Consider the following 26,711-nt stretch of genomic DNA (forward strand, 5'->3'; position numbering starts at 1 on the left):
CCTACTTTCGCAATAATCTCAGGAGTGATACTTAGTGTTCCTTCCACAGATATTGCTTTATTGTAACTGTCTTCCGTATCGTCATCGTCTGATTGTGCACCGATACCGGTAAATTCAACTTTATTTTTGAGAATAGATGTCACTGTCAATGAAGCTTCTTTATCTGCTATCTCACCTTCTATCTGCATATCGAAACCATACGTCTCTCTTTTCATACTAAGTGTCTCAGTAGTTGAAACAGTATCTCCTCCAGATATAATAAAGGCACCTATCATTACATTATAGTCTCCCATAGGATGTTCATAGGCTATTCTTGCAAATGGTAAGATATTGTCACTCATATCTATAAAGTTATTATCCTGCGTAGGTGTATAAATACCGGCAGTTACAAAAAAGTGATCTCCCCCACTTAGAAGATTATCTTTGTCATAATAGACTTGCAACCCTGTTGCCCCTTTTGTAAAGGCTTTCGTAGATTGAGCTGAATTGCTATAGACTTTATTATCAAAAGTTCTTAGAGGCTTGTACAGACCTGTGTTATAAAACTCCATTCCTGAGAATGGTCCAAGTGTTGCAGTAGAGTAAAATGCTGTTCCCCAATATCCATCTTCGACGTCTTGAGAATAAACCACTTTTCCAGCAATAGAATCACCCTCTTCTTTTCTCCAACCTAAATTTAGAATAGCACCGACATTCTCATTTACACGTCCACCATACATAAATGTTGCCATACGAACTGGCGAATATTCACCATCATTCGTATCATCCTCTTTAATGGCACCTTTACCGTCTGGTTTATCCCATGTTCTGGCATATTTAGACTTTATCAAGATAGATGGATTTAGATCCATATCTGAAAGCATATCTTGCTCTTCAGCATGATCTTCATTCATATCTTGAACATGCTGACTCATTGTCATTCCTGAAGCAGCAAACTTTCTACCAAACTTATTGAGTCTTGGCATAAGCTGTGTGTGACACCCTGTACAGTCCATGCCCGTTTGTGCAGTAAACATCGGCATAGCCTTTACTTCTTGTGTTAACCCTGCAAATGTAAGTAAACCTACAAATGCAAGGACAGTTCCCCTTTGTTCCCTCATTCATCCTCCTTATCTAATACATATGTAGTATAGCATTTATGTAGCATTGAAATCAAGAAAACAAGACGAGTACAGTGTTAAATACTATATAAATTAGTAACTAAAAAAATATGTGTGTACATATATCACCTGTTCGTGTGATATATGACATAAATATGACATCACAAATTGTATACTTTTCTCATAGAAGTATAATATAGTGTATAATAGAATTAAATCATAAAACTTTGAAAGTGATAGCAATGGAATCTATAGAAGATAATCAAATTTTACATAAAATTATAGAATTGCAATCATGTATCATTCAGGGTAGAAGTGTAAAAACCATGTTGCATCAAAACATTAATTTTTATCTTGAAAAATCAAGTGCAGATATCATTACTGTTTATATGCATAAAGATGAACATGTCAATGTGGATTATGTCCTTGAAAGACATAGACACTTTGCACATTTACTAAAAAAGTATATTTTCGATAAAAAGAATTTTAAATGGGAGAAATTTGTTGAGAACTGTGACAAACATTTTGATAGTAAAATAAAACACGATAGTATCACTGAACTCTATCAGATCTTTAGAGGGTTTTTATCTAAAAAAGATTCAGCTGCGTTTACAAACGAACTCAAAATGAAAAATGCCATAATGATGCCAATGTATGCCTATGACAATCATGAGATCATCGGATACGTCTGTTTTGTCTTCCAATCAGATGTTGAAGTGGATATCAAAAGACTTGATGATGTGAAGGTGTCATTCCAAACCATACTGCAACCACTTTACGATAGAGATCACTGTACATTCTTTACTAAGTGTGTACGTATAGATGAAGATATGAAACTTCTTACATCACAGGAAAAGAAAATAGTACGAAAAGTGTTAGAGGGATTATCCTATCCTGAAGTTTCCGATATATTGGGTATATCGATCAATACACTTAAAACACATATGAAAAATATCTTTAACAAGTATAATGTAAACTCAAAAATAGAACTTTATAACAAGTTAAATGCGTATATCTAATTATATAAGAAAAAGTCGAAGAGAAATTTAGAGGAAGGGTATTTGTTATAAATACCCTTTAGAAGTCATTCTTGAATAATACTTTTTTAGTGACGACCGCCACCACCACTTTTTCCGCCAACTGAACCTGTATTTGATCTACTTGGGCTTGTACCCTTGTACTGGTTCTGATTCTGGTACTTATATTGATTTTTTTCACCACTTCCACTACCATCTTTTAATCTTTTTTGTTCTTGTTGTTTAAGTTTTTGTTCCATCTTAAGATGTTCTTGAAGACTATCTTCGGCTGCAAATAGTGAAGGTGAAGTTAGAAGTGCCAATGCACTTAATGTTAATAATGTTTTTTTCATGCTATATCCTTTAAATGTAAATGTTATTTTTATTACAGTCAAAGTATAGGGGGAAAGTGTGAAGCATCTATGAAGAGAAAGGAGATTATTTTCGACCTCCTCCACCGCTTCTTCCACTACCGCCACCTATAGATCCACCCGTACCGGCACCACTTCCATAACCACCTACAAGATTACTCTGTGCTGAACCATCATTAAATTTGAATTTGAATTTGGACTTATTGTCATAATCATAACTTTCTGACTTTTCTTTTATATTGGACTTATCTTTAGATCCGATACCATTAGAATCATACTCATCATTAAATACAAAGCGTGACTGTTTTTTAATCTTTTTCTTCTGCTTCGCTTCAGGTTTCATAAGTGCTTTCTTCTGCCCTATCTGCTGAAGCATATTGCCAAGTCCACTTTCCTCTGCATGAAGTGACATGGTGCCAAATATACAAAGTGTAGAAATAACATATTTATATCTCATAGCTGACACCTTTCTAAAATTTATTATCTAATTATAGTAAAAAAGTATGAAAAAAGTATGAAGTACTATTTTCACTACTATGTTATAATTGAACTCTCTAAACAATAACCAGGAATATTTATGAAGATTTTACTATTGGAAGATGACATAGGATTGGGTGATATCATGTCTGAGTACCTTCAAGACAATGATTTTGAGTTAGATCTCGTCTATGATGGAGAAGAAGCACTGGAAAGTGCCTATGAAACGCGCTACGACTTATATATTTTCGATGTGAATGTACCGGCTATCAAAGGCTTTGATCTATTGAAAATGTTACGTGAAAATGGTGATACCACACCTACTATATTTGTCACATCTCTCAATGATATCGATGATGTTTCAAAAGGTTTTGAAAGTGGCGCAGATGACTACCTCAAAAAACCTTTTGAACTTGCCGAACTCCTTTTGCGTATTAAAAATATTCAGAAACGTGCTTTTACACAACAACGTTCTACCGTTATACAAATAGACAAAGATATCACTTTTGACATAGATACAGAACTGCTACATACAGGAGAAAACAGTGTTTCATTGCCACAAAAAGAGCTTAAACTACTCAAACATTTCTTGAAACATCCCAATGAGATCATTACATTTGAGGACCTTAACAGCGTACTCTGGGATTACGATGAAACAGCCTCTTCAGAATCTTTAAGAGCACATATAAAAAACCTTAGAAAGCACCTTACAAAAGACATGATACACAACCTCAGAGGTCTTGGGTACAGGTTTGAAATGAAAGTCTCCAAGTAATGCGAGCCAGTACCAAAAGTGTTATCATATTCATGGTTGTATATCTGGGTTCTCTCAGTATCTTAGCTGCGTGGGTTGGCTATCTTTATTATGAAGATCAAAAAAAATCTTTGCTCGAAAAAACGCATTTGGAGATGCGATATAAAGCAAGAAGTATCAATGCAAAATTAGAATACTACCACACAAATCAAAATGAGCAGTTCACTTTTTATGAGGATGGATATGATATTGCACTCTATGATAATAAAATTAATTTAATTGCCTCAACTTTTATAGATGATACTATAGATTTTAGCCAACTCTTTTATACTGATGATGTCGACTATTATCTTGTGGAGACACTCCATAAAGAGTATCTTGATGTAAAATATATAGTCATTAAGAAACCTATTGATATAGATAAATTAAACAGTGTCATTAAGGAGATGGGTCTTGTAGCACTTTATGGATTTGTTTTTATACTTTTTGTTGCACTGCTGTTATCCAAGATCATGTTAGCTCCTATCAAAAAATCCATCTCCTCTTTAACCAAATTCATGAAAGATGCAACGCATGAGATGAATACACCTATCAGTACGATACTTATGAGTTATGAACATATGGATAAGAGCAATCTCAATGCAAAACAACTACGATCACTCGATCGTATGGACATAGCGACCAAAACCCTTTCCAGTCTCTATAGAGATCTTTCTTTTGCTTCTTTTCATGACTATATTCAGTATGAGGACACACCTATAGATGTCAAAGAAGTTGTTTTGGAAAGAGTGAAGTATATGGATACACTCGTCCAGTTTAAAGATTTACAGATAACATGCAACCTACAGCATAAGACCATAGCTATGGATAAGAGAAAACTTATATTGATCATAGACAATCTTTTGTCTAATGCTATAAAATTCAGTAAAAAAAATGGTCATATTCAAGTGAACTTGACAGAAGAGTATTTAAGCGTAAAAGACAATGGTCTCGGTATTTCAAAAGAAGATCAAAAAAGTATCTTTGAACGTTTTAAATCCAGTAACAGTTTACAGGGAGGCTTTGGTGTCGGACTAGACATAGTAAGTCAGATCTGTAAAGAATACCATATAAAGATCATACTGGATTCAGAGCCTTCTAAAGGCAGTGAATTCAAACTATTATGGTCTAACAAAGCAGATAAAATGTTATAAGCTACTACTTTAGGGTGATGATATTTTTTTATTATTCTGCTATTATTTTATATACTAAAATTATAAAGGTTATAAATGCGTTTAATTAAAATTATGTTACCGGTTCTTTCCGCAAGTATGCTTATGGGTGCCTCAGCTGAAGCTATATATCAGTCGAAGTGTGCAAGTTGTCATGGTAAAATGGCAGAAAAGAAAGCTTTGGGACATTCAAATGCTATTCAAGGTATGGATCCAGAGAAATTTGTCACTCTACTGAACGCCTATGCAAGCGGTGAGAAAAAAGGTATGCCTATCGCTAAAATTGTTAAAAAACAATTTATAGATAAATATGATAAAGAACAAATTCAGAAAGTTGCTGAATACGTCAATAAACTTAAATAAGCTATAGTGGTTTTAGACCACCATAGTTTAGTCTACTTTGCGCCCTGCATAGTAGTTGATCTTCCATCCCTTTTCTTCTTTTGAAAAATAGAGTTTTTTACTTTTTCCATCTTCTGTGTACTCAATGGTTTGTCTTTTTGTACCATTCCACTGCTGAGACAGTATCTCTATTTTAGGAGAACGTTTTCTCGATATAAGCTCAAGAGAAAGTTTATTTTCTACTTCATCCAATGCATCAGGATCTTCTTGTATCTTTTTCAATTGTGCCTTAAACTCTGCATCTCTTAATGATAATCTTAAGCCAAACGTCTCAAGAGTCATAATATAAGACTCTTGAGTCATTAAGTCTTTTACTGCACAAAGGTCACCACCGTACAGTGAAGTATAATAGAGGTGAAGTATATCACTAGGATCCAATAGTAAATAAGGCATAATTCTACTTTCTGACATATCTAATTATTATGCTCTAGCAATAGCTGTTTGAAAAGCATCCAGGTGGCTTAAACTACCTTCTAACAGATTGTGATACACAGACACTACATCTTCTGGCATTCCTACAGAAGCATGTTCCAAGTCTTCGATATCCGTATATTCTATCAGTTCACCGATCTTAAGTGCATCAAGTAGTGACTGTTCCCCTTCACTTACACAGGTATCATAAAGCTCTTGCAATACAGGCAATACAAAACTACCCACATCATCTTCATCTACACCTTCTGTACTCACACCATATTTCTCACATAACTCTTTTGCAGAATCCATATGTCTCTGCTCTGATAGTTGAATAGATGCAAAAGTATTTTCATTCGTATAAATATTCCCTAGAGTAATATATACATCTCTAGCCACTTTTTCTTCCTGATAAATATAAAATAACATATCTTTTTGTTCATCAGTAAGAACTGTTGTTGTTGTGACAGTTGATGTATCAGCTGCAGCGGTATCTGTATCTGCAGTAATTGTTGTTTTACCACCTTTAGCATACGTAGTACTAGTAAGTAATGCAACTCCACTCAATCCTGTAACGAGCATTTTAGACAAAAAGTTTCTACGGCTGTTTGTATTATTATTATTACTATTATTATTCATTGTTAATCCTTTTAGAATATTTTATAATTACAAGGGCAGTATAAAATAATAGTATGAAGGGAGTGTGAAGCAGAGATTCACACTTAGGTTGTTCAGAGGGTTCAATTGTGATATATAAGATTATCCCTGCTTAGATCACTCACATCTGTTTTTCCCATAACAGCCAATAGTGAACGTACACCATATATAAGTTCATTATGGTAATTTGCAACGTTTTTCGCTTTTTGTAAAACAAGATATCTACTTCGTTTTATCTCATCCATGGTTGCTAAACCTACAGGACAGTTTCGTCCCCCTGCCCCAGAGCACTCTCTAGCTCGTATGCACCCGGCAGATATCATAAATCCTCTGGCAATGTTGATAAAATCTGCTCCATAACATAAAAGTTCTATTACATCATCAGGGGTTAATACTTTTTCTGCCGCAATGATCTTTATATCTTCTCGTAAACCATACTCAGTTAAAACTTCTGTAACAATTTGCAATGATTCGCGTATAGGTAGTCCTATCTTGCTCATCATTTCAAGTGGTGCAGTAGCAGAACCTCCATCTCCTCCATCTATAGTAAGAAAATCAGCAATAGTCTTCCCCTCTTCTTTTCTACTTTTAAGTACTTTGGCATAGCGTTCAAACTCTTCTTTTGTCGATATGACTATTTTAAATCCTACAGGTTTTCCTGAAAGTTCTTGCAGTCTGGAGATAAAATCAAAAAAAGTTTCCATATCTTCAGCATACGGAAAACGGTTTGGACTTATAAGGTCTTTATGTTCAGGAACACCTCTATAATAGGCGATGTCAGCACTTACTTTAGTTGCAAGTAGTTTACCTCCTGTCTGTTTAGCTCCCTGTGCTAGTTTCAGCTCTGTCATCCTACAAAAACGCATCACTTTTTGGTAGCGTACTTCATCGAACTTACCTGCCTCATCTCTCACTCCATACAGCCCACTTCCCATTTGGAAAGTGATATCAGGTACACCTGCTGGCACATGCATAGGAAATGAATCTATTGTTTTAGTCCAATCAACACGAAAATAAACCAACTTTTTATTATCAAAGATAAAAGAACCTCTGTCTTTTTGGCGCACGACCATCTTTCTATATACACGCTGCGAAACCTCTTTATTTGTAAAGAACCGTATGATCCTATAAGCCATTTTGGCAAACCATGTACCTTTTTTTATTTCAAGACAGGAACTAGTACAATCTGGTACATTAAGTGGAGCCAAAAAATTTGAGGTGAGTCCACCTTCTCCAGTATTGATGGGGAAGTTACCCTTAAAGGCCCCTATAGAAAATGCACGTGTGCCTTCTGGAGAGATCGCACCATCACTCATCGCGGAACGTCCAATGATAGTTTTACTCACATAGGGTTCCCTTCTGTCTTTACCAAACATTACAGATAGTTCTTCATCTACTTCATCTACTTCTTTCACAAAATTGGCATGTTTAAAAAGTGTCTTTTGATTACCGTAAGGTTTTGTAGGAGAAAAAGAAAGATAAGGGTTTTCCTTCTGTGCCACTTTGTTTATCCATACCAGTTTTTCAAAAGAGTCATAAAATGTTTCATCACCAAAATATTGACGCATAGGATTACGTAGTAAGTAAAAGAAGTATCTCAAGCGTCCTATAAGTGGATAATTAACAAGAAGTTGATTTTTTCTTTGTATAAATCTGTCATAAATGGCAACAGCTATCATAACGATCAAAAGTACTGTGAGCAAGAGTTTAACCAACACACCCCAATCTAAATCAAAAATTGGAAAATACGCGAGTAAGTTTTCATTATTCATCTTTGCCATCCTTAAAGAGTACTCTGTCTAAACTGTATTTTCCTGCACCATAACTAGCAAACATCATAAGAAACAGCAGATAATAAAGAGGGATCTCCATTCCGTTGTTTGCAACAGAAAATCCATTGGGAATATGGACAAAAAATATCGCTCCGATCATAACAAAAGAGAGTAATACAGAGACATAACGCGTAAAAAGTCCCAAAATCAAGAGTACAATGCCTATAGTCTCAATACCGGAAACCAGATATGTGGCCAATTTAGGTAATGGTATAGACATACTTTCAAACCATACTATGGTCTCTTGTAAATAATTAAGCTTTAGTAGTGCCGGCGTAGCAAATCCATAGGCTAATATCAGTCGAAGAATTAAAAAAATGAGGTTCTTAGGATAAGACAAAAGAACAGCCAGCTCACTTAAAAAATTTTGCATATATTCCCTCCTGGGTAAAGTAAAAATACTTCATAAAATAAATATACATTCATGGCTGTATAGTCAATGTGTAAAAAGATTTAAGCATCTGTAGATCTAAAACGACATTCGCCAAGCGTAATGGTCTTTCCTTTTTGTATCTGAGACAGAATATACTGTAGCGTACCTTCGGCATCAGTATCAGGCATCTCTTCAGCTATCATGCGAAGTGCATCTTTGTGGCTTGTTTTTTGCCATTTCTTTTCATAGGTATATTGGGTATACAGTTCCACCAATTATATCCAACCAAGTTCAGCAAAGATAGGTTCCATCTCCATCCACCAGTTTTCAAATCGTGTAGCAACATCATTAACAGCTTTATCTTCACTCTTCCACTCTTCAAGTTTTTCCAAGATCAATGGTTTACTCTCTACAGAGATCTTTTCTGATCCTTCTACATGGTTTATCACTTCTTCAATCTTATTTTTCATATTAGATCCTTTTCTTTGTATTTTATCCAATCTACAGATATTGTCAATATCAATCAAAGTATTCACTTTGATCAGTAAAGTTTTATTAACATATTGTACTTCGCCTGGCAAGAAGTAAATAATGATACTTCAATAAAGATTTTATACATATTAAAGTCTTTTTGTTCTATCATATAATAAGGTTTGTAACCTAAAATATTTAAAAGGATAAAAAATGCTTAAAAAGAAACAAGTTAAAAAGTATATAAAAAAAGAAATGGACAGTAGACTTAAAAAAGAGTTGAAACAAGAGATCAAAAAGCATATCAAAGATTATAAGAAAAAAGAAAGAGCAGAAAAAAAGAGCAAGAAAAAATAAAGCTTTATAATATTCCTCGTTGTACATAGTACGAGGAATATACACTCAAACTATCCGAGATAAATAACTTCTTCAGGCTCTACAATATGTGCTTTTTTACCTAAGGCATTTTCTATCACACTACGTAATATGACTTGCTTATCCTCTTCTCCATGTATAAGATATACACGATAAAGATCTTCCATTTGTGATATCCATTTGATAATACCATTTTGGTCAGCATGAGCAGAAAAACCATTGATCGTATGAATGTTTGCCTTGATCAATATATCTTCATGAAAGATCTTCACCCATCGTGCACCATCAACAATGTGACGTCCCAAAGTACCAACCGCCTGATATCCTACAAATATGACTGCATTTTTAGGATTCCAGAGACGATTTTTAAAATGATGGATGATCCTTCCCCCAGTACACATACCACTTCCCGCAATGATAATAGCCCGGCTATCTACTTCATTGATGGCCCTTGAACCTTCAACATCCGGTGTATATATAAGACTCTCAAAATCGAAAACAGTACCATCTCTCTTTTTATAATCCTGGCACTGCTGACTCAATAATTCACTGTAATTATTATATACCTCTGTCGCACGTGTAGCCATGGGGCTATCTAAAAATATTTTGCAATGGGGAAGTTCTTTCCTGTCATGCATCTCTTTGAGAATACATAAAATCTCTTGTGTTCTTTCCACTGCGAAAGAAGGTATCAAGACATTACCCCAATTGCGTAATGTGTCGATAATAACTCGTTTAAATTCAACGATACTAGCTTCAGTATCTTTATGATTACGATCACCATAGGTTGATTCAACATAAAGATAGTTGGCATGGACACACTTCTCTAAACTTTTCATGACCATATTATTATCATTGCCTATATCACCTGAAAACACAATGGTTTGCTCTACACCGTGTTCCTGGTACATAATTTCGATAAAAGCAGCCCCTAAAATATGTCCAGCATCACGAAACGTTACTTGCAGTCCTTTTTCTACCTCAACTGTCTCACCATATTCAGGATGATGCCAATCAAGATCAAAAGCTACTTCAACATCATCTTCGTCATACAAAGGTTCTCTTACATCTTTCTCTTTACCACGTCGCTGTGCCTTTTTAAAATTGGTCTCAAAATCCTCTTTCATGATCTTCGCACTGTCAAGTAAAATGATCTCTGCTATATCACACGTTGCTGATGTAGTATAAATGGAACCTCTAAATCCCTCTTTTACAAGCTTTGGTATACGTCCTACATGGTCAAGATGTGCATGCGTAAGCAGAAGATAATCTATCTCAGAAGCATTAAAACCAAATGCACCATAATTACGATCCTCTTCAGGCCCCTGATACATCCCACAATCAATAAGAATACGTGGTCCGTGTTCTATCGCAAGTAAATGACATGATCCGGTTACAACTTCTGCAGCTCCATATGAGGTTACTGTTGCCATAATATTTCCTTTATTAATTAAATTTATGTTGTGCTTCGAGTTCACTGATCTGCTGAATGGTTTTCAACACAGTGTCAGGATTTAAACTCATAGATTCTATACCCATTTTTACCAGTGCTTCCGCCATTTCAGGATAATCTGAAGGACCTTGCCCACAAATACCGCTATGTCGATGATTCCGTTTTGCACCTTCTACTGCCATCTTTAACATTTTCATAACCCCAGGGTCACGTTCATCATAATCAAATGCTACTATCTCGGAGTCACGGTCTACACCCAATGTTAATTGTGTTAGATCATTAGAACCGATGCTGATCCCGTCAAATAGCTCACAAAACTCATCAATGAGTATGACATTGTTTGGTATCTCACACATGACATAGATCTTTAAGCTGTTTTCACCTCGTTTAAGACCATATTTTTCCATCGTATCCAGTACTCTTTGTCCTTCTTCTACTCTACGACAGAAAGGGATCATCAAAATAACATTATCAAATCCCATTTCCTCTCTAACACGTTTCATCGCAGCACATTCAAGAGCAAACGCCTCTTCATAACTAGGATGGGTGTAACGTGATGCACCACGAAAACCTATCATAGGGTTTTCTTCCTTCAACTCAAAGAATTTACCTCCAAGCAGTGTAGCATATTCTTTGGTTTTAAAGTCACTCATCCTTACCACGCAAGGATTAGGATACACAGCTGATGCAATACTGGCAACACCTTCAGATAATGTTTTTATGAAGAAAGATTCCGGGTTTTCATGTGCCGCTGTTAGATCAGCGATCTTCTGTCGTGTTTCATCATCAACTTTATCCGTATGTATAAGTGCCATTGGGTGAGCTTGTATAGCTGTATTTATGATAAATTCCATTCTAGCCAGACCTATACCATCCACAGGCAAGGATGAGAGAGAAAATGCCATATCAGGATTACCAAGGTTCATCATGATCTGTGTTTTGGTTTCGGGTATGGTCTCAAGGTCTGTCTTCGTAATTTCAAAATCAAGAATTCCCTCATATACCAAACCTCTCTCACCTTCAGCACAACTCACTGTAATTTCCTGCCCATTTGCCAGTATCGCTACAGCATTTTCAGCACCAACAATAGCAGGTATGCCTAATTCTCTGGATACGATAGCCGCATGACACGTTCTACCCCCACTGTTTGTCACAATAGCTGAGGCTATTTTCATTACAGGTTCCCAATCAGGACTGGTGATCTCAGCAACAAGCACATCGCCCGCTTCAAATTCATCCAATTTGTTTGAATCAAGTATCTTACATACTTTTCCAGAGCCGATCTTAGTTCCTACTGCCTGACCTTCAACCAGTACATTACTTCGCTCAATGAGAGCATACATCTCTATATGCGTTCCTCCTTTTCTGGATTCAACAGTTTCAGGACGCGCCTGTACAATATAAATATGGCCATCTGTTCCATCTTTTGCCCATTCCATATCCATTGGTTTAGCATAACCTGCCTGTTTAGAATAGTGATCTTCTATTTTTATGGCATAGTCTGCCAGGACCATTACATCCTCATCACTGATACAAAACTTTGTTTGTTCTTCCTTAGGTGTATCTATATTCTTGGTATACTCTACGGCAATATTGTCTTTATTGATCTCGTCTGCAAAGATCATTTTCAAGGCTTTATCTCCAAGTCTTCTCTTGAGTACAGTACGATGACCTTTTTTAAATGTAGGTTTATGGACATAGAAACTGTCTGGAGCAATTGCCCCTTGTACAATGTTCTCTCCCAGTCCATAGGCTGCATTTATAAAGACTACATCCTTAAAGCCTGTTTCAGAATCAATTGAAAACATCACACCACTCTCAGCAATATCACTTCTCACCATTTTCATGACAACTACACTCAAATAGACTTTAAAACTATCAAAACCATGGACAAACTTGTAATGTATAGAACGATCAGTGAAATTTGATGCCAAACAACGCATATAGGCATCCAACAATGCATCCAAACCTTGTATGTTCAAATAACTCTCATTCTGTCCTGCAAAAGAAGCTTCCGGTGAATCTTCAGCAGTTGCAGAACTTCTCACAGCAAGGCTTACATCCTCACCATACTCCTCTTTAAGCGATTCATAGGCAGTACGTATCTGCTCAACCATATCATCTGGCAATGTACAGTTATGTATGATCTCTCTACAATTCTTTCCTCTTTCTTGTAACTGCGTAACATCATCAGGGTTAAGATCATCAAGTTGGGCATGTAATTTCTCCCAAGCATCATTACTGTCCAATATCATACGGTAAGCATCTGCAGTGATTGCAAAACCGTTAGGTATACGGATGCCTACTTCTGTTAGATTTTGATACATTTCACCCAAAGAAGCATTTTTCCCGCCAACCAGATCAACATCTTCAATACCAAGTTCACTAAACCATTTTATATACTGATTCATAAGCCATCCTTTTAATTATTCTACTCCAAATGCCTAATAGTGTCAACATCATAAAAAATAATACGTTTTATATATGTTATAATATTTTATGTTAAACGAATTAAAATCACTAGTCATTAAGCCATCTATTCATCACCACAGCTATTCTCACTCTGTTTGTGATGATACTGTTCCAAATGAATTCAGTATCCTTTGCTGGAATGTACATAAAAATAATGATAATTTTTCATTCAGAAACTATATTGAAGATTTTTCTGAAAAAAAGCCTGTTGACTTCTTTATATTCCAGGAAGCCGACTTTAAACACAATATAGAATTAAATCTTCCAGATCTAACATTCAATGCTGCAGCAAATTTAGAAAAAGGTTCTGCATTTTATGGTGTTTTAACAGCAAGTAAATGTAAAACTGTGCATAGTAAACCTTTTCTTTCCCATGGTAAAGAACTCATATTCGGTCCTCGTAAAAGCCTACTTTTAACAAGATACTCTTTTGCAGACGAATCTCCATTATTGATATTGAATCTTCATGCGATCAACTTTAGAGAAAATAGACACTATTATAAAGAAATCGATAAGATGCTTAAGATCATTGATGATTATGACGGGTCTATGATCATTGCAGGTGACTTTAACTCATGGAATAAAAATAGAATGAAATTTCTGCACACAAAAATGGAAAATTTAAATTTTACCCCTGTTCCCTTTTCAAAAAGTGACAAGGTCAAATCTTTTATGAAAAACCATTTAGACTTTATTTTCTATAGAGGAATTGAACTCATTGAATACAGTATAGAGAGAAATCATAATTTGTCTGACCATCATCCTTTATTTGCTAAATTCATCCATCTTAAAAAGTAGCATTTTTACTTCTACTGGCTAACCATCTTCTTTATAACAATATGTGAGAACGTATTCATTTTGATCATAGTAAAGACTTTGGTATTGTTGACTTGAAAGGTACTAAGTGTCATTATCTTGTATCTTCATATAAAGTTAAAGAGGTCCATGTGTGGATAACCACAGGAGACACACCTCAAATAATACATTACATGGCTAAAGACAAAACAAGTAAAAACAATGTATGCCAGGAAGGGGCAATTTCTCGGAAAGATGCAAAGACAAATTCTGTCTCTCCTCTTATAGCTTGATCTCACTCTTCACTGCATTGAGTAAAACCTGATAGGTATTACGATTGAAAATATAGTTTTTTACATTAAACAGACTCTCAAACATGATCTTCCATAGTTTAGAAAAATTTTCATCATTTCGAACACTGCAAAGCTGTGCTTGCATTTGGTATTCAAGTTCGCTCAGTATTTTTGCATGATGTACATACTCTTTTAATATGCTGTAATCCACACCCACTTCCTTAAAATAGCTGACTAGCTTAATGATACTGGCTTCTCTGTCTGTATAGTCATCCTCATTCAGTGGCAGTACAATACCATCATCCAATAGTTCTTCCAAAAGCTTAGTGTCTACATTAAAATGTTTTATAAACTCATCCTTGGTAAAATGCTCAGCATCTGAAGGAATCGCACTGAGTGTATTCATCAAAGGCTGTAACATGGTTGCAGAACTTGAAAAAGACTGGTTTTGTTTTTGTAAAGCAAGCCTTATTTGTTCATTTGAGCTGCCTATCTCTTCTTTCATATATTTAATATAGCCAATAAGCTCCACATGTTCATCACTGTAGCGATGTACATTGGATTTTATTTTCTTTGCTTCAGGAAGTAATCCTTCTCTAATGTAATACAAGATCGTCGACTTAGGTACATTTGTTTTGGCAACAAGTTCAGATATTTTATATTCCACATTAAGCCTTAGTCATTAATTTTATTTTAAGTATTATAGCATATAATCTTAAAACGTAAAGTTCAACTTAACGTTTTTGAAAATGATACATAGAATAAGGAAAAAAATGGCACACATACAATTACCTGAATTTGAAGACATGTCCACAGAAATTCAAAAGAGAGCTCAACCGATATTAGAAAAAACTGGGCAGCTAGGTGATATATTTAAACTGTTAGCAGTGGATGAAAAGATCTATTTTGCAACAGATGGAATGATTCAAAAGTATCTATTGGATGAAACAACGCTTTCTTATGATACAAAAGAGTCTATCGCCCTACTCATCTCCATAGAGAATGGCTGTAAAATGTGTGTGGATGTTCATAAAGGTATTGCTAAAATGCTTGGTATGACAGACGAACGTATTGAAGAGGTACTCCATGGAATTGATGCGATGAATGTTCCAGAAAGTGAAAAAGCCCTATTGAATTTTTGTATCAAGGCTTCAGGAAAAGAGAATTATAAAATTCTAAAAGAAGAGATAGATGCTTTAAAAGAGATGGGCTATAGTAATGTTCAAATTGTAGAAGCTGTATCTATTACTGGATATTTTAACTATATTAATACCCTTTCAAATGTATTTGGTTTAGGAGAATCATGAAAAAACTTTTTACACTTATAAAGAAATTTCTCATTGGAGTTTGGGATTTTACTTTCTATCTCGTTGGAGCACCGTATGAAGAACAAGCTAAAAAATTGGACTGGGATGAGAAGGACGCTACCTTTAGAGGTCCAGAAAATCCAAAGACTATAAAAACACATTACAAAGCAAATAAAGTGAGTAAAAATTGAAAAGTATAAAAAAAATTATTTTGGTATTGCTATTTTCGTATAGCGCCTTAAACGCTTCTACTATGTTTACATTGTCAGGTATAGATAAGCTCTACCTGGTAGTAGAAATATCAGGTAAAACTGTTCCACTAGCCTATAAAAGCACGATTGTAGAAAGTTTGCAAAGCACTACAAATGAGTTGAAAATAGATACAAAAGGATATGATCCAAGATCTTTAGCAGTATTGATCAATGAAAAAAAAGTCAATGATACAACCATTGTTAACATTCAACTACTCATCGGTGAAGAAGTGAAGCGGCTTGGCAGTAATGAGAAAACATTTGCCATAACGTATCAAAGCATGGGACACTTCCTGTACAACGATGGTGATGATGTTGAAGATCTATTTGAAGACACCTTTGACACAATGCTTGCAAAATTTTCAGAACAATACATTGAAGAAAACAAAAAGATCACTAAAGTCGTCATCAATGAAGAGAACTTTGCATCTGAAATGAAATATGAGACAAATTATGACGAAGCAGTGAAAAAATCTAAAAAACTAGAAAAAAATATTATGCTAGTACTGGTGTCGAATTACTGTCCTTGGTGTCGTAAATTTGAACAAAGAGTATTGCTTAAAGAAGAGGTTAATACTATCATACAGAAGAACTATATCCCTCTTATCATTAATAAAGAAAAAGATCCATATCCAAAAGAGTTTGATACAGGTTTTACCCCTATCGTACATTTCTTAGACTTCAAAACACAAAAAAGCTATAAGAATGTTATAGGTTACAACAATAAAGATGAATTCACCTATATACTTAAAACAGATACTCAAGCACAATAAAAAAGAAAAACATACGAAATAAATATAGCATATCTCGTATGTTTAAGTAGCGTTAGAAATACGCTATTGGAATTACTAAGCTAGATCAAACCGATCCAGGTTCATAACCTTCGTCCACGCAGCTACAAAATCATGGACAAAGCGCTCCTGCGCATCCAAACTTCCATAAACTTCAGCTAGTGCACGTAACTGAGAATTTGATCCAAAGATCATATCAACTCTTGTACCGGTCCACTTGGGCTCTCCTGTCGCACGATCACTACCTTCAAATATATCTTCATCTTCTGTAACTGCCTTCCATTTTGTGCCCATGTCAAGCAGATTGACAAAGAAGTCGTTTGTAAGTGACTCTGACTGCTCGGTAAAGACACCATGCTGTATTTGATCCGTATTGGTATTCAAAACACGCATACCCCCAACAAGAACAGTCATCTCAGGTGCACTTAGCGTCAGCAATTGCGCCTTATCTACCAGTAGCTCTTCCGCAGATACGGAATATTTGGTCTTAAGATAATTACGGAATCCATCGGCAACCGGTTCTAATACGTCAAAGGATAGCTCATCGGTTTGCTCTTTCGAGGCATCCATACGTCCCGCTGTAAATGGCACAGTTAAATTATGTCCAGTATTCTTTGCTGCATGCTCTATACCTGCACAACCTGCTAAAACGATCAGGTCAGCAAGCGAAACTTTTTTCCCATCAGACTGTGCATTATTGAACTCACCTTGGATAACTTCAAGTGCGGAAAGTACTTTTGAAAGTTGATTTGGCTGGTTTACTTCCCAATCTTTCTGCGGGGAGAGACGAATGCGTGCACCGTTCGCACCGCCACGTTTATCTGAACCGCGGAAAGTAGATGCAGACGCCCAGGCAGTTGAAACCAATTCGGCTACAGAAAGTCCGGAATCAAGGATCTTAGCCTTAAGCGAGGTGATGTCTTCTTCATCGATCAGTTCATGGTCAACCACAGGGATAGGATCTTGCCATATGAGTTCTTCATCAGGAACTTCTGAACCAAGATAACGTGCCCTTGGTCCCATATCACGATGTGTCAGCTTAAACCAGGCACGGGAAAATGCGTCTTGAAACGCATCCGGATCTTCATAGAAACGTCTTGCAATTTTTTCATAAGCAGGGTCGAAACGTAGAGCGAGGTCCGTAGTCAACATAGTTGGTACATGACGCTTCGATGGATCGTAGGCATCAGGTATAGAATTAGCACCTGCACCATTTGTCGGGATCCACTGATGGGCACCAGCAGGGCTCTTAGTCAGCTCCCATTCATATCCGAACAAATTCCATAAGAAGTTGCTACTCCATTTCGTCGGAGTGGATGTCCAGGTGACTTCCAGTCCACTACTGATCGTATCAGCGCCTTTACCTTTACCATAACTGCTTTTCCATCCCAGTCCCTGCTCTTCAATACCAGCAGCTTCCGGCTCAGGGCCAACATGAGCCGCATCACCAGCACCATGGCATTTTCCAAAGGTATGACCACCGGCGATCAACGCAACCGTCTCCTCGTCATTCATAGCCATACGTGCGAAAGTCTCACGGATATCTTTGGCGGCAGCAAGTGGATCAGGATTACCATTTGGACCTTCCGGATTTACATAGATCAAGCCCATCTGTACTGCCGCAAGAGGGTTTTCCAGTTCTTCATGGTCATCAGAGTAACGCTTATCATCCAACCAAGTGCCTTCTGTTCCCCAATAGATATCCTTTTCCGGCTCCCAGATATCTTCGCGTCCACCAGCAAAACCGAAGGTCTTTAATCCCATCGATTCCATCGCAACATTACCCGCAAGGATCATCAGATCAGCCCAAGAGATCTTTCTGCCATATTTCTGCTTGACTGGCCAGATCAGCCTACGTGCCTTATCAAGATTAACATTGTCGGGCCAGCTGTTAAGAGGTGCAAATCGCTGGTTCCCACTCCCCCCACCGCCACGTCCATCACCACTACGGTAAGTACCGGCACTGTGCCATGCCATACGAATGAACAATGGCCCATAATGGCCAAAGTCCGCCGGCCACCAGTCCTGTGAATTGGTCATCACTTCAATGAGATCCTGTTTTACTGCTTCAAGTTCAAGACTTTTGAATTCTTCTGCATAATTAAAATCATCATCCATGGGGTTTGAGAGAGAAGAGTGTTGGTGCAAAATATCGAGTTTTAACTGGTTAGGCCACCAGTCCTGGTTTGATGTGCCACCGCCGGAAGTGTGTTGCATAAGTTTTTTATTATCAAACATGGCATCCTCCTTAAAGGGTTAGGGTTTGATTGAAAGATGCCATAAAAGACATCTAAACCATATGACGATTAGTAAAAGTGTTCACCGTTAGAGAATCCTTCTTTTTTTACTTTAACATTGAATCCAACATCAAAAGTATATTTTCAAAACTGCTACATTATTATTTACAAATGCTCAGTCACCTTATAATTCACTATTGTAATATAATAAACTTAAATAAAGGAAAAAAATTATCCTTTAGTTTATTTTATATAATCAACAATCTTTTTATAATTTCTCAACGATACTATTCCTACCAAGACGATAAATATCAAAATCATTAGCAATAAAAAGTCTGCCTTTATAGTTATGCTTTATTTCATTATAAAGTACTTCTACACCTTCTGTACTATTCTTGTTATATCTGGGATTAATATGTGAGGCGATTAGGTTCTTGACACTTCTTTTCTGGACTACCATACCAAGTTCTTTTGCAGTAGTATGCATAATCTTTACCTGAAGATGATCATAATCCTCCTGTGTATAGGTGCACTCATGTACCAGAAGATCAATCTCTTCAAGATATCTTCCCAAAATGTCTGGTCTACAGTTGTCCCCTGCTATGATTAATGACCTTCCTGGTATAGGTTCAAGAGTAAAATCCACTGCTTTCAGCTCTTTTCCTTGTAAAATAATATTATTACCTTTTTGCAATTTACCATAGAGTGCTGATGGCTCCAAGCCCATGGCTCTTAATTTTTTTTCATTTATCTTATTGGTAATATCATTCTCTTTGATATAAAATGCAAAGCTCTCTACAGAATGTTCAAGCGCCAATACTTTTAATGTAAACTTGTCAAAAACAAAAGAATCATCTGCTTTAAATTCAATAATCTTCAACTCATAACCCAAATTAGCTAATGAAACATCCAATACACACTCAAGAAACTTTTTAATACCTTTTGGACCATAGACTGTTAAAGGTCTGAAAGCTGTATCAAGTTTTTTAGAACTCAATAACCCTGGAAGGCCATAGTAATGATCACCATGCATATGCGTAATAAAAATAGTCTCAAGCTTACCACTAGAGAGCCTGCTTCGCATGATCTGATGCTGTGTGGCTTCACCACAGTCAAAGAGATACCATTTATTATCCTGCTCAAATTCCACTCCAAGTGCAGAGACATTTCTCTCTTTCGTTGGTTTTCCGGCACTCGTACCTAAAAATGTTAATTTCAAGAGATGCTCCTTAGTCTATGTCAGGTCAATTTCTTTCTTTCCATGCATGCCAAACAGAATAAATATCACTTTTCTGTTTTGGCAGCATCATTGTTATCACAATGTTTTCTAGCATTTCAATCACTAAAAAATATATAGCTATATGAAATAAAAGATTGTTTTCAAATCCAAGTAACATCACAACACCTGCACTCATCAGTACGGCTGATAATTTAGTGATCCATGTATGATAGCTGGCAAGCTTTCCAAACTTTACAAGAGAAAAAACAGCAGGCAGTATATAGATAACAATCGCTGAGATAATATAGTAGATCTCCCCTTTAAGAAGATCAGGCCATAACCACCAGGCAGCAAAAGGTGTACTAAGGTAAGTTAGAATATCTCCATAGCTATCAAGTCTGGCACCTAGTTCACTGGTCTGATCCAACATCCTTGCTATGATTCCATCAAGTACATCTGAGAGTAGCATTAGTCCAAAAAGTATAAAAAAGAGCGTTGGCATACCAAACCACCCAGTAAGTAGCAAAAATGGTGCTGCTATAATACGAAAAAGACTCAATAAATTTGGGATATTTGTTAACATAATTGATGCTCCTCTTTCTATATTATACTGATAATGTGTAATAAAGTTAAATAGGAGGGTCAATGAATGAAGTTTTGTGAAGTATATTTTTAAAGTATCTTACTCTGTATGAAACTCTATCAAATCAATTTTACAATTAAGGGTAAAGAGGAACATTACCTCTTTACCCTTAGAAGATTACTTAATCTTGATCTTTTTAGTCTCTTTTTTACTTCTTTTCATCTTCGGTATCACTACTTCAAGTACACCATCCTGTGAATTTGCCTCAATATTTTCAATATCTGTATTATCTGGAAGAGTAAAGCTTCTTTGAAACTTACCATAAGAGCTCTCCTTCTTATGGTAGTCTTTCTTTTTAACTTCTTTCTTCGTTTTTCTTTCACCTGAAATAGTCAAGATATTACCCTTAATATCTACATGGATATCCTTTTTTTTGACACCTGGAAGATCTACCTCTACATGATAGGCGTACTCTCCTTCTCTCGTATTTACAGACGGTGAAAAGTCGGAAACATTTGAAAAATCATTGCTCATATCCTGTAATTTTAATGCATCCGACAATCTACCTTCAAACTCTCTAAACTCATTTAATGGATCAAATTTTGTTAATAACATTCTTTCTCCTTCTTCAATTAATTTATTATATTAGTATATAACTATTTCATATAGATGTCAATCATATTTATAAACTCAAGAGAACACAATATGCTATACTTTAACCTAGTAGTTAACTGCTTATGAAAATAAAGAAACAAATGATTGAAAGGAGCAAAGTATGAGAGCTTTAATTATCAGTGCAGATCTTTTTGAAGACTCTGAATTAGAAATGCCCTATAAATATCTTAGAGAGTTAGGTATAGACATCGATATCGCTTCTTTTAAAAAAGGTACTATCATTGGTAAACATGGCTTTAATGCAGAGGTTACCATAACCCTTGATGAAGTAGATCCAAAGCAGTATGACATACTGATTCTTCCCGGAGGGAAAGCCCCTGCTATGATACGTAAAGAGCCAAAAGCGTTAGAAATTTCCCGATACTTTCTTGAGGAAAACAAACTTGTTGCAGCCATATGTCATGGTCCGCAAATATTGATTTCAGCTGGTTTACTGAAAGGAAGAGTTGCTACAGGTTATAAAAGCATTGCAAAAGAGTTAAAAGATGCCGGTGCAATATATAAAGATATGGAAGTAGTCGTAGATAAAAACCTGATCACTTCCAGACAACCTTCAGATCTGAATACTTTTATGGAAGCAATTAAACAGTATTTACATAAGGTTCATTCCAGAAAAAATGTCATAAAGAGAAACAACGAGTAAAATCAAATTTTCTCCAACATTGATCTGTTAGCTTGATACATAATTAGCTACTCTTTTACTATACCCTTCATAAACTGCTGCAAGTCTGTCGGGAACGGAAAAATCACAGTATTTGTTTTATCACTGGAGATATCACTCAGAGTCTGTAGATAACGTAGCTGGATTCCCAATGGGTTTTTAGCTAGAATTTCAGCCGCTTTAAGAAGATTCTCACTTGCTTCGAGTTCTCCCATTGCGTTGATTACTTTGGCACGTCGTTCCCGCTCTGCCTCCGCCTGTCTGGCAATAGCACGTACCATACTCTCATCAAGATCAACATGCTTAATCTCAACATTGGCGATCTTGATCCCCCAGGCATCGGTCTGCTTGTCCAATATCTCCTGAATATCAAAGTTCAATTGTTCACGTTCTGAAAGCATCTCATCAAGTTCATGTCGACCCAGAACGGAACGCAGCGTTGTTTGTGCAAGTTGGCTGGTAGCATCATAAAAGTTCTCTACCTGAATGATCGCTTTTTCAGGATCAACAACACGAAAATAAACAACAGCATTGACATGTACGGAAACATTGTCATGGGAAATGACATCCTGCGTCGGGACATCCAAAACAATGGTACGAAGATCCACCCGCACCATTTTTTGTATACCCGGTATCAAAATGATCAGCCCCGGTCCTTTTACACCGGTAAAGCGGCCAAGGGTAAAGACCACTCCTCGCTCGTATTCACGTAAAATACGGATGGCAGATACTAATAAAATAATCAGTATCATTACGATATAAACAGTACTCATTGGTATCATAGTTAACATAATTTACTCCTTTATTGGATTGACGTGCAGTACTAATCCTGAAAGACTCTCTACACGTACTTTTTGACCGACTTTTAATGTAGTATTAGAATCAGCATACCATATTTCACCATGACAGCGTACACGGTACCTTTTATCATTTAATTCAACTACTTCGGCAGTAGCACCAACCATTTCATCGACACCTGTTACTATTTTTACAGACCTGGACCTTATGAGGAAGTGGAGAACAAAGATGAAAAAGCCCAGACTAACCAGAGAAAAAGCAATTATCAAAGGTATGGACACTCTGCTACCTAGCGTATCGGCATCAAAAAGAAGTAATGAACCAAAGGCAAAAGCAAGAACACCGCCAATACCCAAAATACCAAATCCTGCGATAAAAACTTCAGCAACCATAAAAGCTATGCCCAAAATGATTAACAACAATCCCGCATAATTAAAAGGTAGCATATTCAATGCATAAAGTGCTATGATTCCTGAGATCATCCCAATCACTCCTGGAAATATCGATCCCGGATTCATTAATTCAAAAAAGATACCGTATATGGCTATAACAAGAAGCATATATGCGATGTTAGGATCAGTAATGATAGATAAAAACTTGATCTTCCAGTCAGGTTCAAAGGTCTGTATTAGCGCGCCTTCGGTTCTGAGTATGATATTATTTCCAGAGATAGTCACACTTCTACCTTCAAGTTTACGCAACAGTTCATTTCTATCCTCAGCAATCAGGTCGATGACTCCATAGTTTAAAGCATCTTTGGCAGAAATACTTTTACCCTCTTTTACTGCCTCCACAGCCCATGAGATATTACGCTCATTTAATTCAGCAAGACTTTTGATGTAAGCCATAGCATCATTGATCACTTTTTTCTCTAGAGCAGATGGACTACTATTGTTTAAATCTGTGATCATCGGTGTGGGCATCAGGCTGACTGGAGTAGCAGCACCAAGATTTGTTCCAGGTGCCATAGCTGCCACATGAGAAGCATAAATAAGATAGGTACCTGCACTTGCGGCATGTGCACCTTTGGGAGAGACATAAGTAATGACAGGAAAGGTACTGTTTGTAATCTCCTGTATCATTTCCCTCATAGAGGAAGAGAGACCTCCTGGCGTATCCAGTTCGATCAGTATCATCTGGGCATTTTGAAGCACTGCAGCTGCCATTCCCTCTTTGAGATAGTTACTGCTTGCAGGACCAATAGCTCCTTTTATCTCTAATTTCATGATCGTAGAAGTGCTAGCTAAAAGTGGTAAAAATGTTATGAATAACAAAAAAAATAAACGTTTCATCTTATACACCTCTCAATCAGTTTTAAAGATAAGTAAAGTCTATAATATCAGATATGTAAAAGAAAAGTCAATATCTTTCTGCTAAAATATATTCAAGGTACCTCTTGAGACTCTGCAAAATCTTAGGGGTTTTAGGAGCATTCCTTTATATTATTTTATGGAGATGTCACATGGAAAACTATATATATAATACCAATATTGGAACCTTTGAAATTCGACAGACGGGTCATTTACTTTATCAACTCTGGATAGAAGAAGAACTTCTTGGTGAATATGCAAGTGCTGAAATTGCAGCTGCAGATGTAGCTGCTTTTGATACTGACTATAAGGAATGGGACCAACTAAAAGATGAACTTAACAATGTACCAAGCAGTCTTGCCCAATGGACTACGGTTACTGAGGAAGCACCTCGTAAGTAATGCCGTACTCTCTTAGCCCGAAATTCATCGCTGACTGCCATCTAGGAAAGCTTGCAAAGTACCTACGTATTATGGGAATAGACACTCTTTTTTTCCCTCACATAGAAGACGATAAGCTTATTATTATCGCCAATGACGAAAATCGTATTATCATCACTCGAGACCGAGAGCTGTCAAAACGTAAAAATGCGCCTACACTTTTTTTGGAGCCTACAGATACCAAGGCACAACTCAAAATACTGATCGACTACTATGAACTAAAAGAACATCCTGCACCCTTCAGCAGATGCATCGTCTGCAACACTCAGCTTCAGGTCATAGAAAAGGAGAAGATCATAAATAGACTACCTGAAAAAGTCAAAAAGTATTTCGACTATTTCGAGTACTGTCCTACCTGTGATCGCATCTACTGGCAAGGAGACCATTACAGACATATGATGGAGTTTTTGGAAGAAGTATTAAAAGAATCTGACAAAAGTACTTGCTGATTCAAATCTCTTCATATTCCAATTCAAAGTGATACTCTGAAAAATTTCTCTCAAGCATTTGCTCTATCTTCTCACGATACTGTGCTGCCTTAAGAGAGTTTTGAGAAAGGAAGACAAAAGCGATATCAGCCTCTTTTGCGTATTCACCACTGATATCAATCACAGAAACATTAAATGATTTAAGCTTCTCTTTCATACTGTTCGTGACACTTCTACGTCCTTTGAGTGATTGGACATAAGGTAGTTCCTAATGGATGATACAACTACAGATAATCATAAATTTCTCATATCTTTTTTTGTTTGCTTTTATTGGCTAGAAGTTTCAACTTCTCTTCTACAAGATAGTTGATACTTTCTTTTGGGAAATGACCATTTTTATCTTTTTTACCACTTGTTTTCCCTGTGAGTATTTCCATCCCCTCATCTACACTCTCAATAGCATAGATCTTAAAGATACCCTTTTTTACAGCTTCGAGCACTTCTTCTTTAAGCATGAGATGTTCTACATTGGATGCCGGAATAATAATGCCATTGCTTAATTCATCATCTACCAGACGACAAATATCAAAAAAACCTTCTATTTTTTCATTGATACCCCCTACTGCCTGTACTTGACCATTTTGATTAACTGAACCTGTCACAGCAATTGATTGGTCTAAAGGTACTTCACTCAGTGAAGAAAGTAAAGTAAACAGCTCCGCACATGAAGCACTGTCACCATCAATTTTTCCATAAGATTGTTCAAAGACGAGTGTTGCTGTTATGCTTAGAGGAAAATCTTTTGCATAGCTAGCAGCTAGATAAGCTGAAAGTATCATCATTCCTTTATCATGTGTCGGACCACTTAGTTTTACTTCTCTCTCAATATTGATCACACCACCTTTACCAAGTCTAGTTAATGCAGTTATCTTTGATGGATGACCAAAAGAGAAGTTTCCAAGATCAAGTATAGCAACACCATTGATTTGGCCTATCGCAGACCCCTTTGTCTCAATAAGTATCGTTCCTCTCTGAATCGCTTCATACATCTTATCTTTAATTCTGTCAGATCTCTCTATCTTCTCCATAATTGCTTCATTTATTTCAGGTCTGCCGATCTTTGTCATCTTTTTCTGTGCAGCAATAAAATCAGCTTCCTGTAATAAGTCTTTCAAACCACCCAAGTGTGTTGAAAGTTTTTGGCTGTCTTCTACCAAACGTGAACTATATTCAATAACTTTTCCTACAGCTTCTTTGTCTAATGGTAAAAGAGCATTATCTTTTGCCATCATACCGATCATCCTTGCATAAAGCTGACTGTTTTCATCATTACGCTCTGTTTCATTTTCAAAATCTGCATTGATCTTAAAGAGCTCTCTAAATTCAGGATCATAGTTATATAGTAAATAGTAGAGTATTCTATCACCTATCAGTACTATCTTGACATCTAGTTCAATGGTTTCAGGTTCCAAGGAGAGCGTACTAATCAAACTCAAAGAATGACCAAGAGATTCAATACGGATCTCTGAAGATTTCAACATTCTTTTC

31 protein-coding genes and 1 pseudogene are annotated in these 26,711 nt (G+C 36.4%); 12 read left to right on the forward strand and 20 right to left on the reverse strand.

Translation table 11 applies throughout. The annotated features are described in order from the left end of the window. The coding region (locus ABYK33_RS04875; RefSeq protein WP_373031871.1) for a hypothetical protein at positions 1-1,100 on the reverse strand (1,100 nt) is incomplete at its 3' end. Positions 1,101-1,342: 242 nt separating this feature from the next. Here ABYK33_RS04875 and ABYK33_RS04880 point away from each other — a divergent pair. Next, a complete protein-coding gene (locus ABYK33_RS04880; RefSeq protein WP_373031872.1) occupies positions 1,343-2,119 on the forward strand; it encodes a helix-turn-helix transcriptional regulator in 777 nt (258 codons plus the stop codon). An 86-nt stretch (positions 2,120-2,205) separates the two neighbouring features. Here the strand turns inward: ABYK33_RS04880 and ABYK33_RS04885 are convergent, their stop codons facing one another. After that, positions 2,206-2,469: a hypothetical protein gene (locus tag ABYK33_RS04885; protein WP_373031873.1), complete on the reverse strand. Its 264-nt coding sequence runs from the start codon at positions 2,467-2,469 to the stop codon at positions 2,206-2,208. A gap of 85 nt (positions 2,470-2,554) precedes the next feature. Continuing rightward, positions 2,555-2,944, reverse strand: coding sequence for a hypothetical protein (locus ABYK33_RS04890; RefSeq protein ID WP_373031874.1), 390 nt, complete (start codon positions 2,942-2,944; stop codon positions 2,555-2,557). Between the two features lie 120 nt (positions 2,945-3,064). Here ABYK33_RS04890 and ABYK33_RS04895 point away from each other — a divergent pair, with 120 nt between their 5' ends. From ABYK33_RS04895 to ABYK33_RS04905, 3 genes are all read left to right on the forward strand, one after another. Continuing rightward, positions 3,065-3,739 carry a response regulator transcription factor gene (locus tag ABYK33_RS04895; RefSeq protein ID WP_373031876.1) on the forward strand — a complete coding sequence of 225 codons (675 nt, stop codon included), beginning with the start codon at positions 3,065-3,067 and terminating at the stop codon, positions 3,737-3,739. 32 nt (positions 3,740-3,771) lie between these two features. Further along, positions 3,772-4,911, forward strand: coding sequence for a sensor histidine kinase (locus ABYK33_RS04900; RefSeq protein WP_373031877.1), 1,140 nt, complete (start codon positions 3,772-3,774; stop codon positions 4,909-4,911). A 75-nt stretch (positions 4,912-4,986) separates the two neighbouring features. Continuing rightward, on the forward strand, positions 4,987-5,292 hold the full coding sequence (locus ABYK33_RS04905) for a cytochrome c (RefSeq protein ID WP_373031878.1): 306 nt from the start codon (positions 4,987-4,989) through the stop codon (positions 5,290-5,292). 27 nt (positions 5,293-5,319) lie between these two features. Here ABYK33_RS04905 and ABYK33_RS04910 read toward each other — a convergent pair whose 3' ends face one another. The 6 genes from ABYK33_RS04910 to ABYK33_RS04935 all read right to left on the reverse strand — a co-directional run bounded on the left by ABYK33_RS04910 (position 5,320) and on the right by ABYK33_RS04935 (position 9,074). Further along, the gene (locus tag ABYK33_RS04910) at positions 5,320-5,724 is read right to left on the reverse strand and encodes a hypothetical protein (RefSeq protein ID WP_373031880.1); all 405 of its coding nucleotides are present in this window, start codon (positions 5,722-5,724) and stop codon (positions 5,320-5,322) included. A gap of 27 nt (positions 5,725-5,751) precedes the next feature. After that, a complete protein-coding gene (locus tag ABYK33_RS04915) occupies positions 5,752-6,381 on the reverse strand; it encodes a DUF2202 domain-containing protein (protein WP_373031881.1) in 630 nt (209 codons plus the stop codon). A gap of 101 nt (positions 6,382-6,482) precedes the next feature. Continuing rightward, complete coding sequence (locus ABYK33_RS04920; RefSeq protein WP_373031882.1) at positions 6,483-8,171, reverse strand: glutamate synthase-related protein; 1,689 nt, start codon at positions 8,169-8,171, stop codon at positions 6,483-6,485. Continuing rightward, entirely contained in the window at positions 8,164-8,604 is a 441-nt protein-coding gene (locus ABYK33_RS04925; RefSeq protein WP_373031883.1) for a DoxX family protein, read from the reverse strand. The genes ABYK33_RS04920 and ABYK33_RS04925 overlap by 8 nt, the downstream gene beginning before the upstream one ends. A gap of 80 nt (positions 8,605-8,684) precedes the next feature. Further along, positions 8,685-8,876 carry a hypothetical protein gene (locus ABYK33_RS04930; protein ID WP_373031884.1) on the reverse strand — a complete coding sequence of 64 codons (192 nt, stop codon included), beginning with the start codon at positions 8,874-8,876 and terminating at the stop codon, positions 8,685-8,687. A gap of 3 nt (positions 8,877-8,879) precedes the next feature. Beyond that, positions 8,880-9,074, reverse strand: coding sequence for a hypothetical protein (locus ABYK33_RS04935; RefSeq protein WP_373031885.1), 195 nt, complete (start codon positions 9,072-9,074; stop codon positions 8,880-8,882). A 214-nt stretch (positions 9,075-9,288) separates the two neighbouring features. On the opposite strand from ABYK33_RS04935, the gene ABYK33_RS04940 reads away from it, so the two are divergent. Continuing rightward, a complete protein-coding gene (locus ABYK33_RS04940) occupies positions 9,289-9,432 on the forward strand; it encodes a hypothetical protein (protein WP_373031886.1) in 144 nt (47 codons plus the stop codon). A gap of 50 nt (positions 9,433-9,482) precedes the next feature. On the opposite strand, the gene ABYK33_RS04945 is transcribed toward ABYK33_RS04940, so the two are convergent. Together ABYK33_RS04945 and ppsA are read right to left on the reverse strand one after the other, a co-directional pair. Then, positions 9,483-10,883: an MBL fold metallo-hydrolase RNA specificity domain-containing protein gene (locus ABYK33_RS04945; RefSeq protein ID WP_373031887.1), complete on the reverse strand. Its 1,401-nt coding sequence runs from the start codon at positions 10,881-10,883 to the stop codon at positions 9,483-9,485. Between the two features lie 13 nt (positions 10,884-10,896). After that, complete coding sequence (ppsA, locus tag ABYK33_RS04950) at positions 10,897-13,314, reverse strand: phosphoenolpyruvate synthase (protein WP_373031888.1); 2,418 nt, start codon at positions 13,312-13,314, stop codon at positions 10,897-10,899. A gap of 88 nt (positions 13,315-13,402) precedes the next feature. Here ppsA and ABYK33_RS04955 point away from each other — a divergent pair, with 88 nt between their 5' ends. Beyond that, complete coding sequence (locus ABYK33_RS04955) at positions 13,403-14,173, forward strand: endonuclease/exonuclease/phosphatase family protein (protein WP_373031889.1); 771 nt, start codon at positions 13,403-13,405, stop codon at positions 14,171-14,173. A 279-nt stretch (positions 14,174-14,452) separates the two neighbouring features. Here the strand turns inward: ABYK33_RS04955 and ABYK33_RS04960 are convergent, their stop codons facing one another. Continuing rightward, positions 14,453-15,130: a MerR family transcriptional regulator gene (locus ABYK33_RS04960; protein WP_373031890.1), complete on the reverse strand. Its 678-nt coding sequence runs from the start codon at positions 15,128-15,130 to the stop codon at positions 14,453-14,455. A 106-nt stretch (positions 15,131-15,236) separates the two neighbouring features. Between ABYK33_RS04960 and ABYK33_RS04965 the strand changes: the two genes are divergently transcribed. The 3 genes from ABYK33_RS04965 (at position 15,237) to ABYK33_RS04975 (ending at position 16,794) form a co-directional block, all read left to right on the forward strand. Then, positions 15,237-15,770, forward strand: coding sequence for a carboxymuconolactone decarboxylase family protein (locus ABYK33_RS04965; protein ID WP_373031891.1), 534 nt, complete (start codon positions 15,237-15,239; stop codon positions 15,768-15,770). Next, a complete protein-coding gene (locus ABYK33_RS04970) occupies positions 15,767-15,961 on the forward strand; it encodes a hypothetical protein (protein WP_373031892.1) in 195 nt (64 codons plus the stop codon). The genes ABYK33_RS04965 and ABYK33_RS04970 overlap by 4 nt, the downstream gene beginning before the upstream one ends. Positions 15,962-16,023: 62 nt before the next feature. Next, positions 16,024-16,794, forward strand: coding sequence for a thioredoxin family protein (locus tag ABYK33_RS04975; RefSeq protein WP_373031893.1), 771 nt, complete (start codon positions 16,024-16,026; stop codon positions 16,792-16,794). Positions 16,795-16,869: 75 nt separating this feature from the next. Here ABYK33_RS04975 and katG read toward each other — a convergent pair whose 3' ends face one another. The 4 genes from katG to ABYK33_RS04995 form a co-directional block, all read right to left on the reverse strand. Next, on the reverse strand, positions 16,870-19,029 hold the full coding sequence (gene katG, locus ABYK33_RS04980; protein WP_373031894.1) for a catalase/peroxidase HPI: 2,160 nt from the start codon (positions 19,027-19,029) through the stop codon (positions 16,870-16,872). Between the two features lie 288 nt (positions 19,030-19,317). Next, positions 19,318-20,268 carry an MBL fold metallo-hydrolase gene (locus tag ABYK33_RS04985; protein WP_373031895.1) on the reverse strand — a complete coding sequence of 317 codons (951 nt, stop codon included), beginning with the start codon at positions 20,266-20,268 and terminating at the stop codon, positions 19,318-19,320. Between the two features lie 25 nt (positions 20,269-20,293). Beyond that, on the reverse strand, positions 20,294-20,851 hold the full coding sequence (locus ABYK33_RS04990) for a CDP-alcohol phosphatidyltransferase family protein (protein WP_373031896.1): 558 nt from the start codon (positions 20,849-20,851) through the stop codon (positions 20,294-20,296). Between the two features lie 177 nt (positions 20,852-21,028). Continuing rightward, on the reverse strand, positions 21,029-21,466 hold the full coding sequence (locus ABYK33_RS04995; RefSeq protein WP_373031897.1) for an Hsp20/alpha crystallin family protein: 438 nt from the start codon (positions 21,464-21,466) through the stop codon (positions 21,029-21,031). 160 nt (positions 21,467-21,626) lie between these two features. Between ABYK33_RS04995 and ABYK33_RS05000 the strand changes: the two genes are divergently transcribed. Beyond that, entirely contained in the window at positions 21,627-22,169 is a 543-nt protein-coding gene (locus tag ABYK33_RS05000; RefSeq protein WP_373031898.1) for a type 1 glutamine amidotransferase domain-containing protein, read from the forward strand. 47 nt (positions 22,170-22,216) lie between these two features. Here ABYK33_RS05000 and ABYK33_RS05005 read toward each other — a convergent pair whose 3' ends face one another. Next, a complete protein-coding gene (locus ABYK33_RS05005; RefSeq protein ID WP_373031899.1) occupies positions 22,217-22,978 on the reverse strand; it encodes a slipin family protein in 762 nt (253 codons plus the stop codon). A 3-nt stretch (positions 22,979-22,981) separates the two neighbouring features. Continuing rightward, positions 22,982-24,277: a nodulation protein NfeD gene (locus ABYK33_RS05010; RefSeq protein WP_373031900.1), complete on the reverse strand. Its 1,296-nt coding sequence runs from the start codon at positions 24,275-24,277 to the stop codon at positions 22,982-22,984. A 170-nt stretch (positions 24,278-24,447) separates the two neighbouring features. On the opposite strand from ABYK33_RS05010, the gene ABYK33_RS05015 reads away from it, so the two are divergent. Continuing rightward, complete coding sequence (locus tag ABYK33_RS05015; RefSeq protein WP_373031901.1) at positions 24,448-24,696, forward strand: hypothetical protein; 249 nt, start codon at positions 24,448-24,450, stop codon at positions 24,694-24,696. Further along, the gene (locus ABYK33_RS05020; protein WP_373031903.1) at positions 24,696-25,184 is read left to right on the forward strand and encodes a Mut7-C RNAse domain-containing protein; all 489 of its coding nucleotides are present in this window, start codon (positions 24,696-24,698) and stop codon (positions 25,182-25,184) included. Before ABYK33_RS05015 ends, ABYK33_RS05020 begins: the two co-directional genes overlap by 1 nt. Before the next feature lies 1 nt (position 25,185). On the opposite strand, the pseudogene ABYK33_RS05025 reads toward ABYK33_RS05020, so the two are convergent. Next, a pseudogene (locus ABYK33_RS05025) lies at positions 25,186-25,419 on the reverse strand (DUF503 family protein); the annotation flags it as partial. Between the two features lie 49 nt (positions 25,420-25,468). After that, on the reverse strand, positions 25,469-26,711 hold a 1,243-nt coding region (locus ABYK33_RS05030), incomplete at its 5' end, for a Lon protease family protein (protein ID WP_373031904.1).

Origin of the sequence: Sulfurovum sp. (assembly GCF_041562805.1) — a bacterium.
Lineage (GTDB): Bacteria > Campylobacterota > Campylobacteria > Campylobacterales > Sulfurovaceae > Sulfurovum.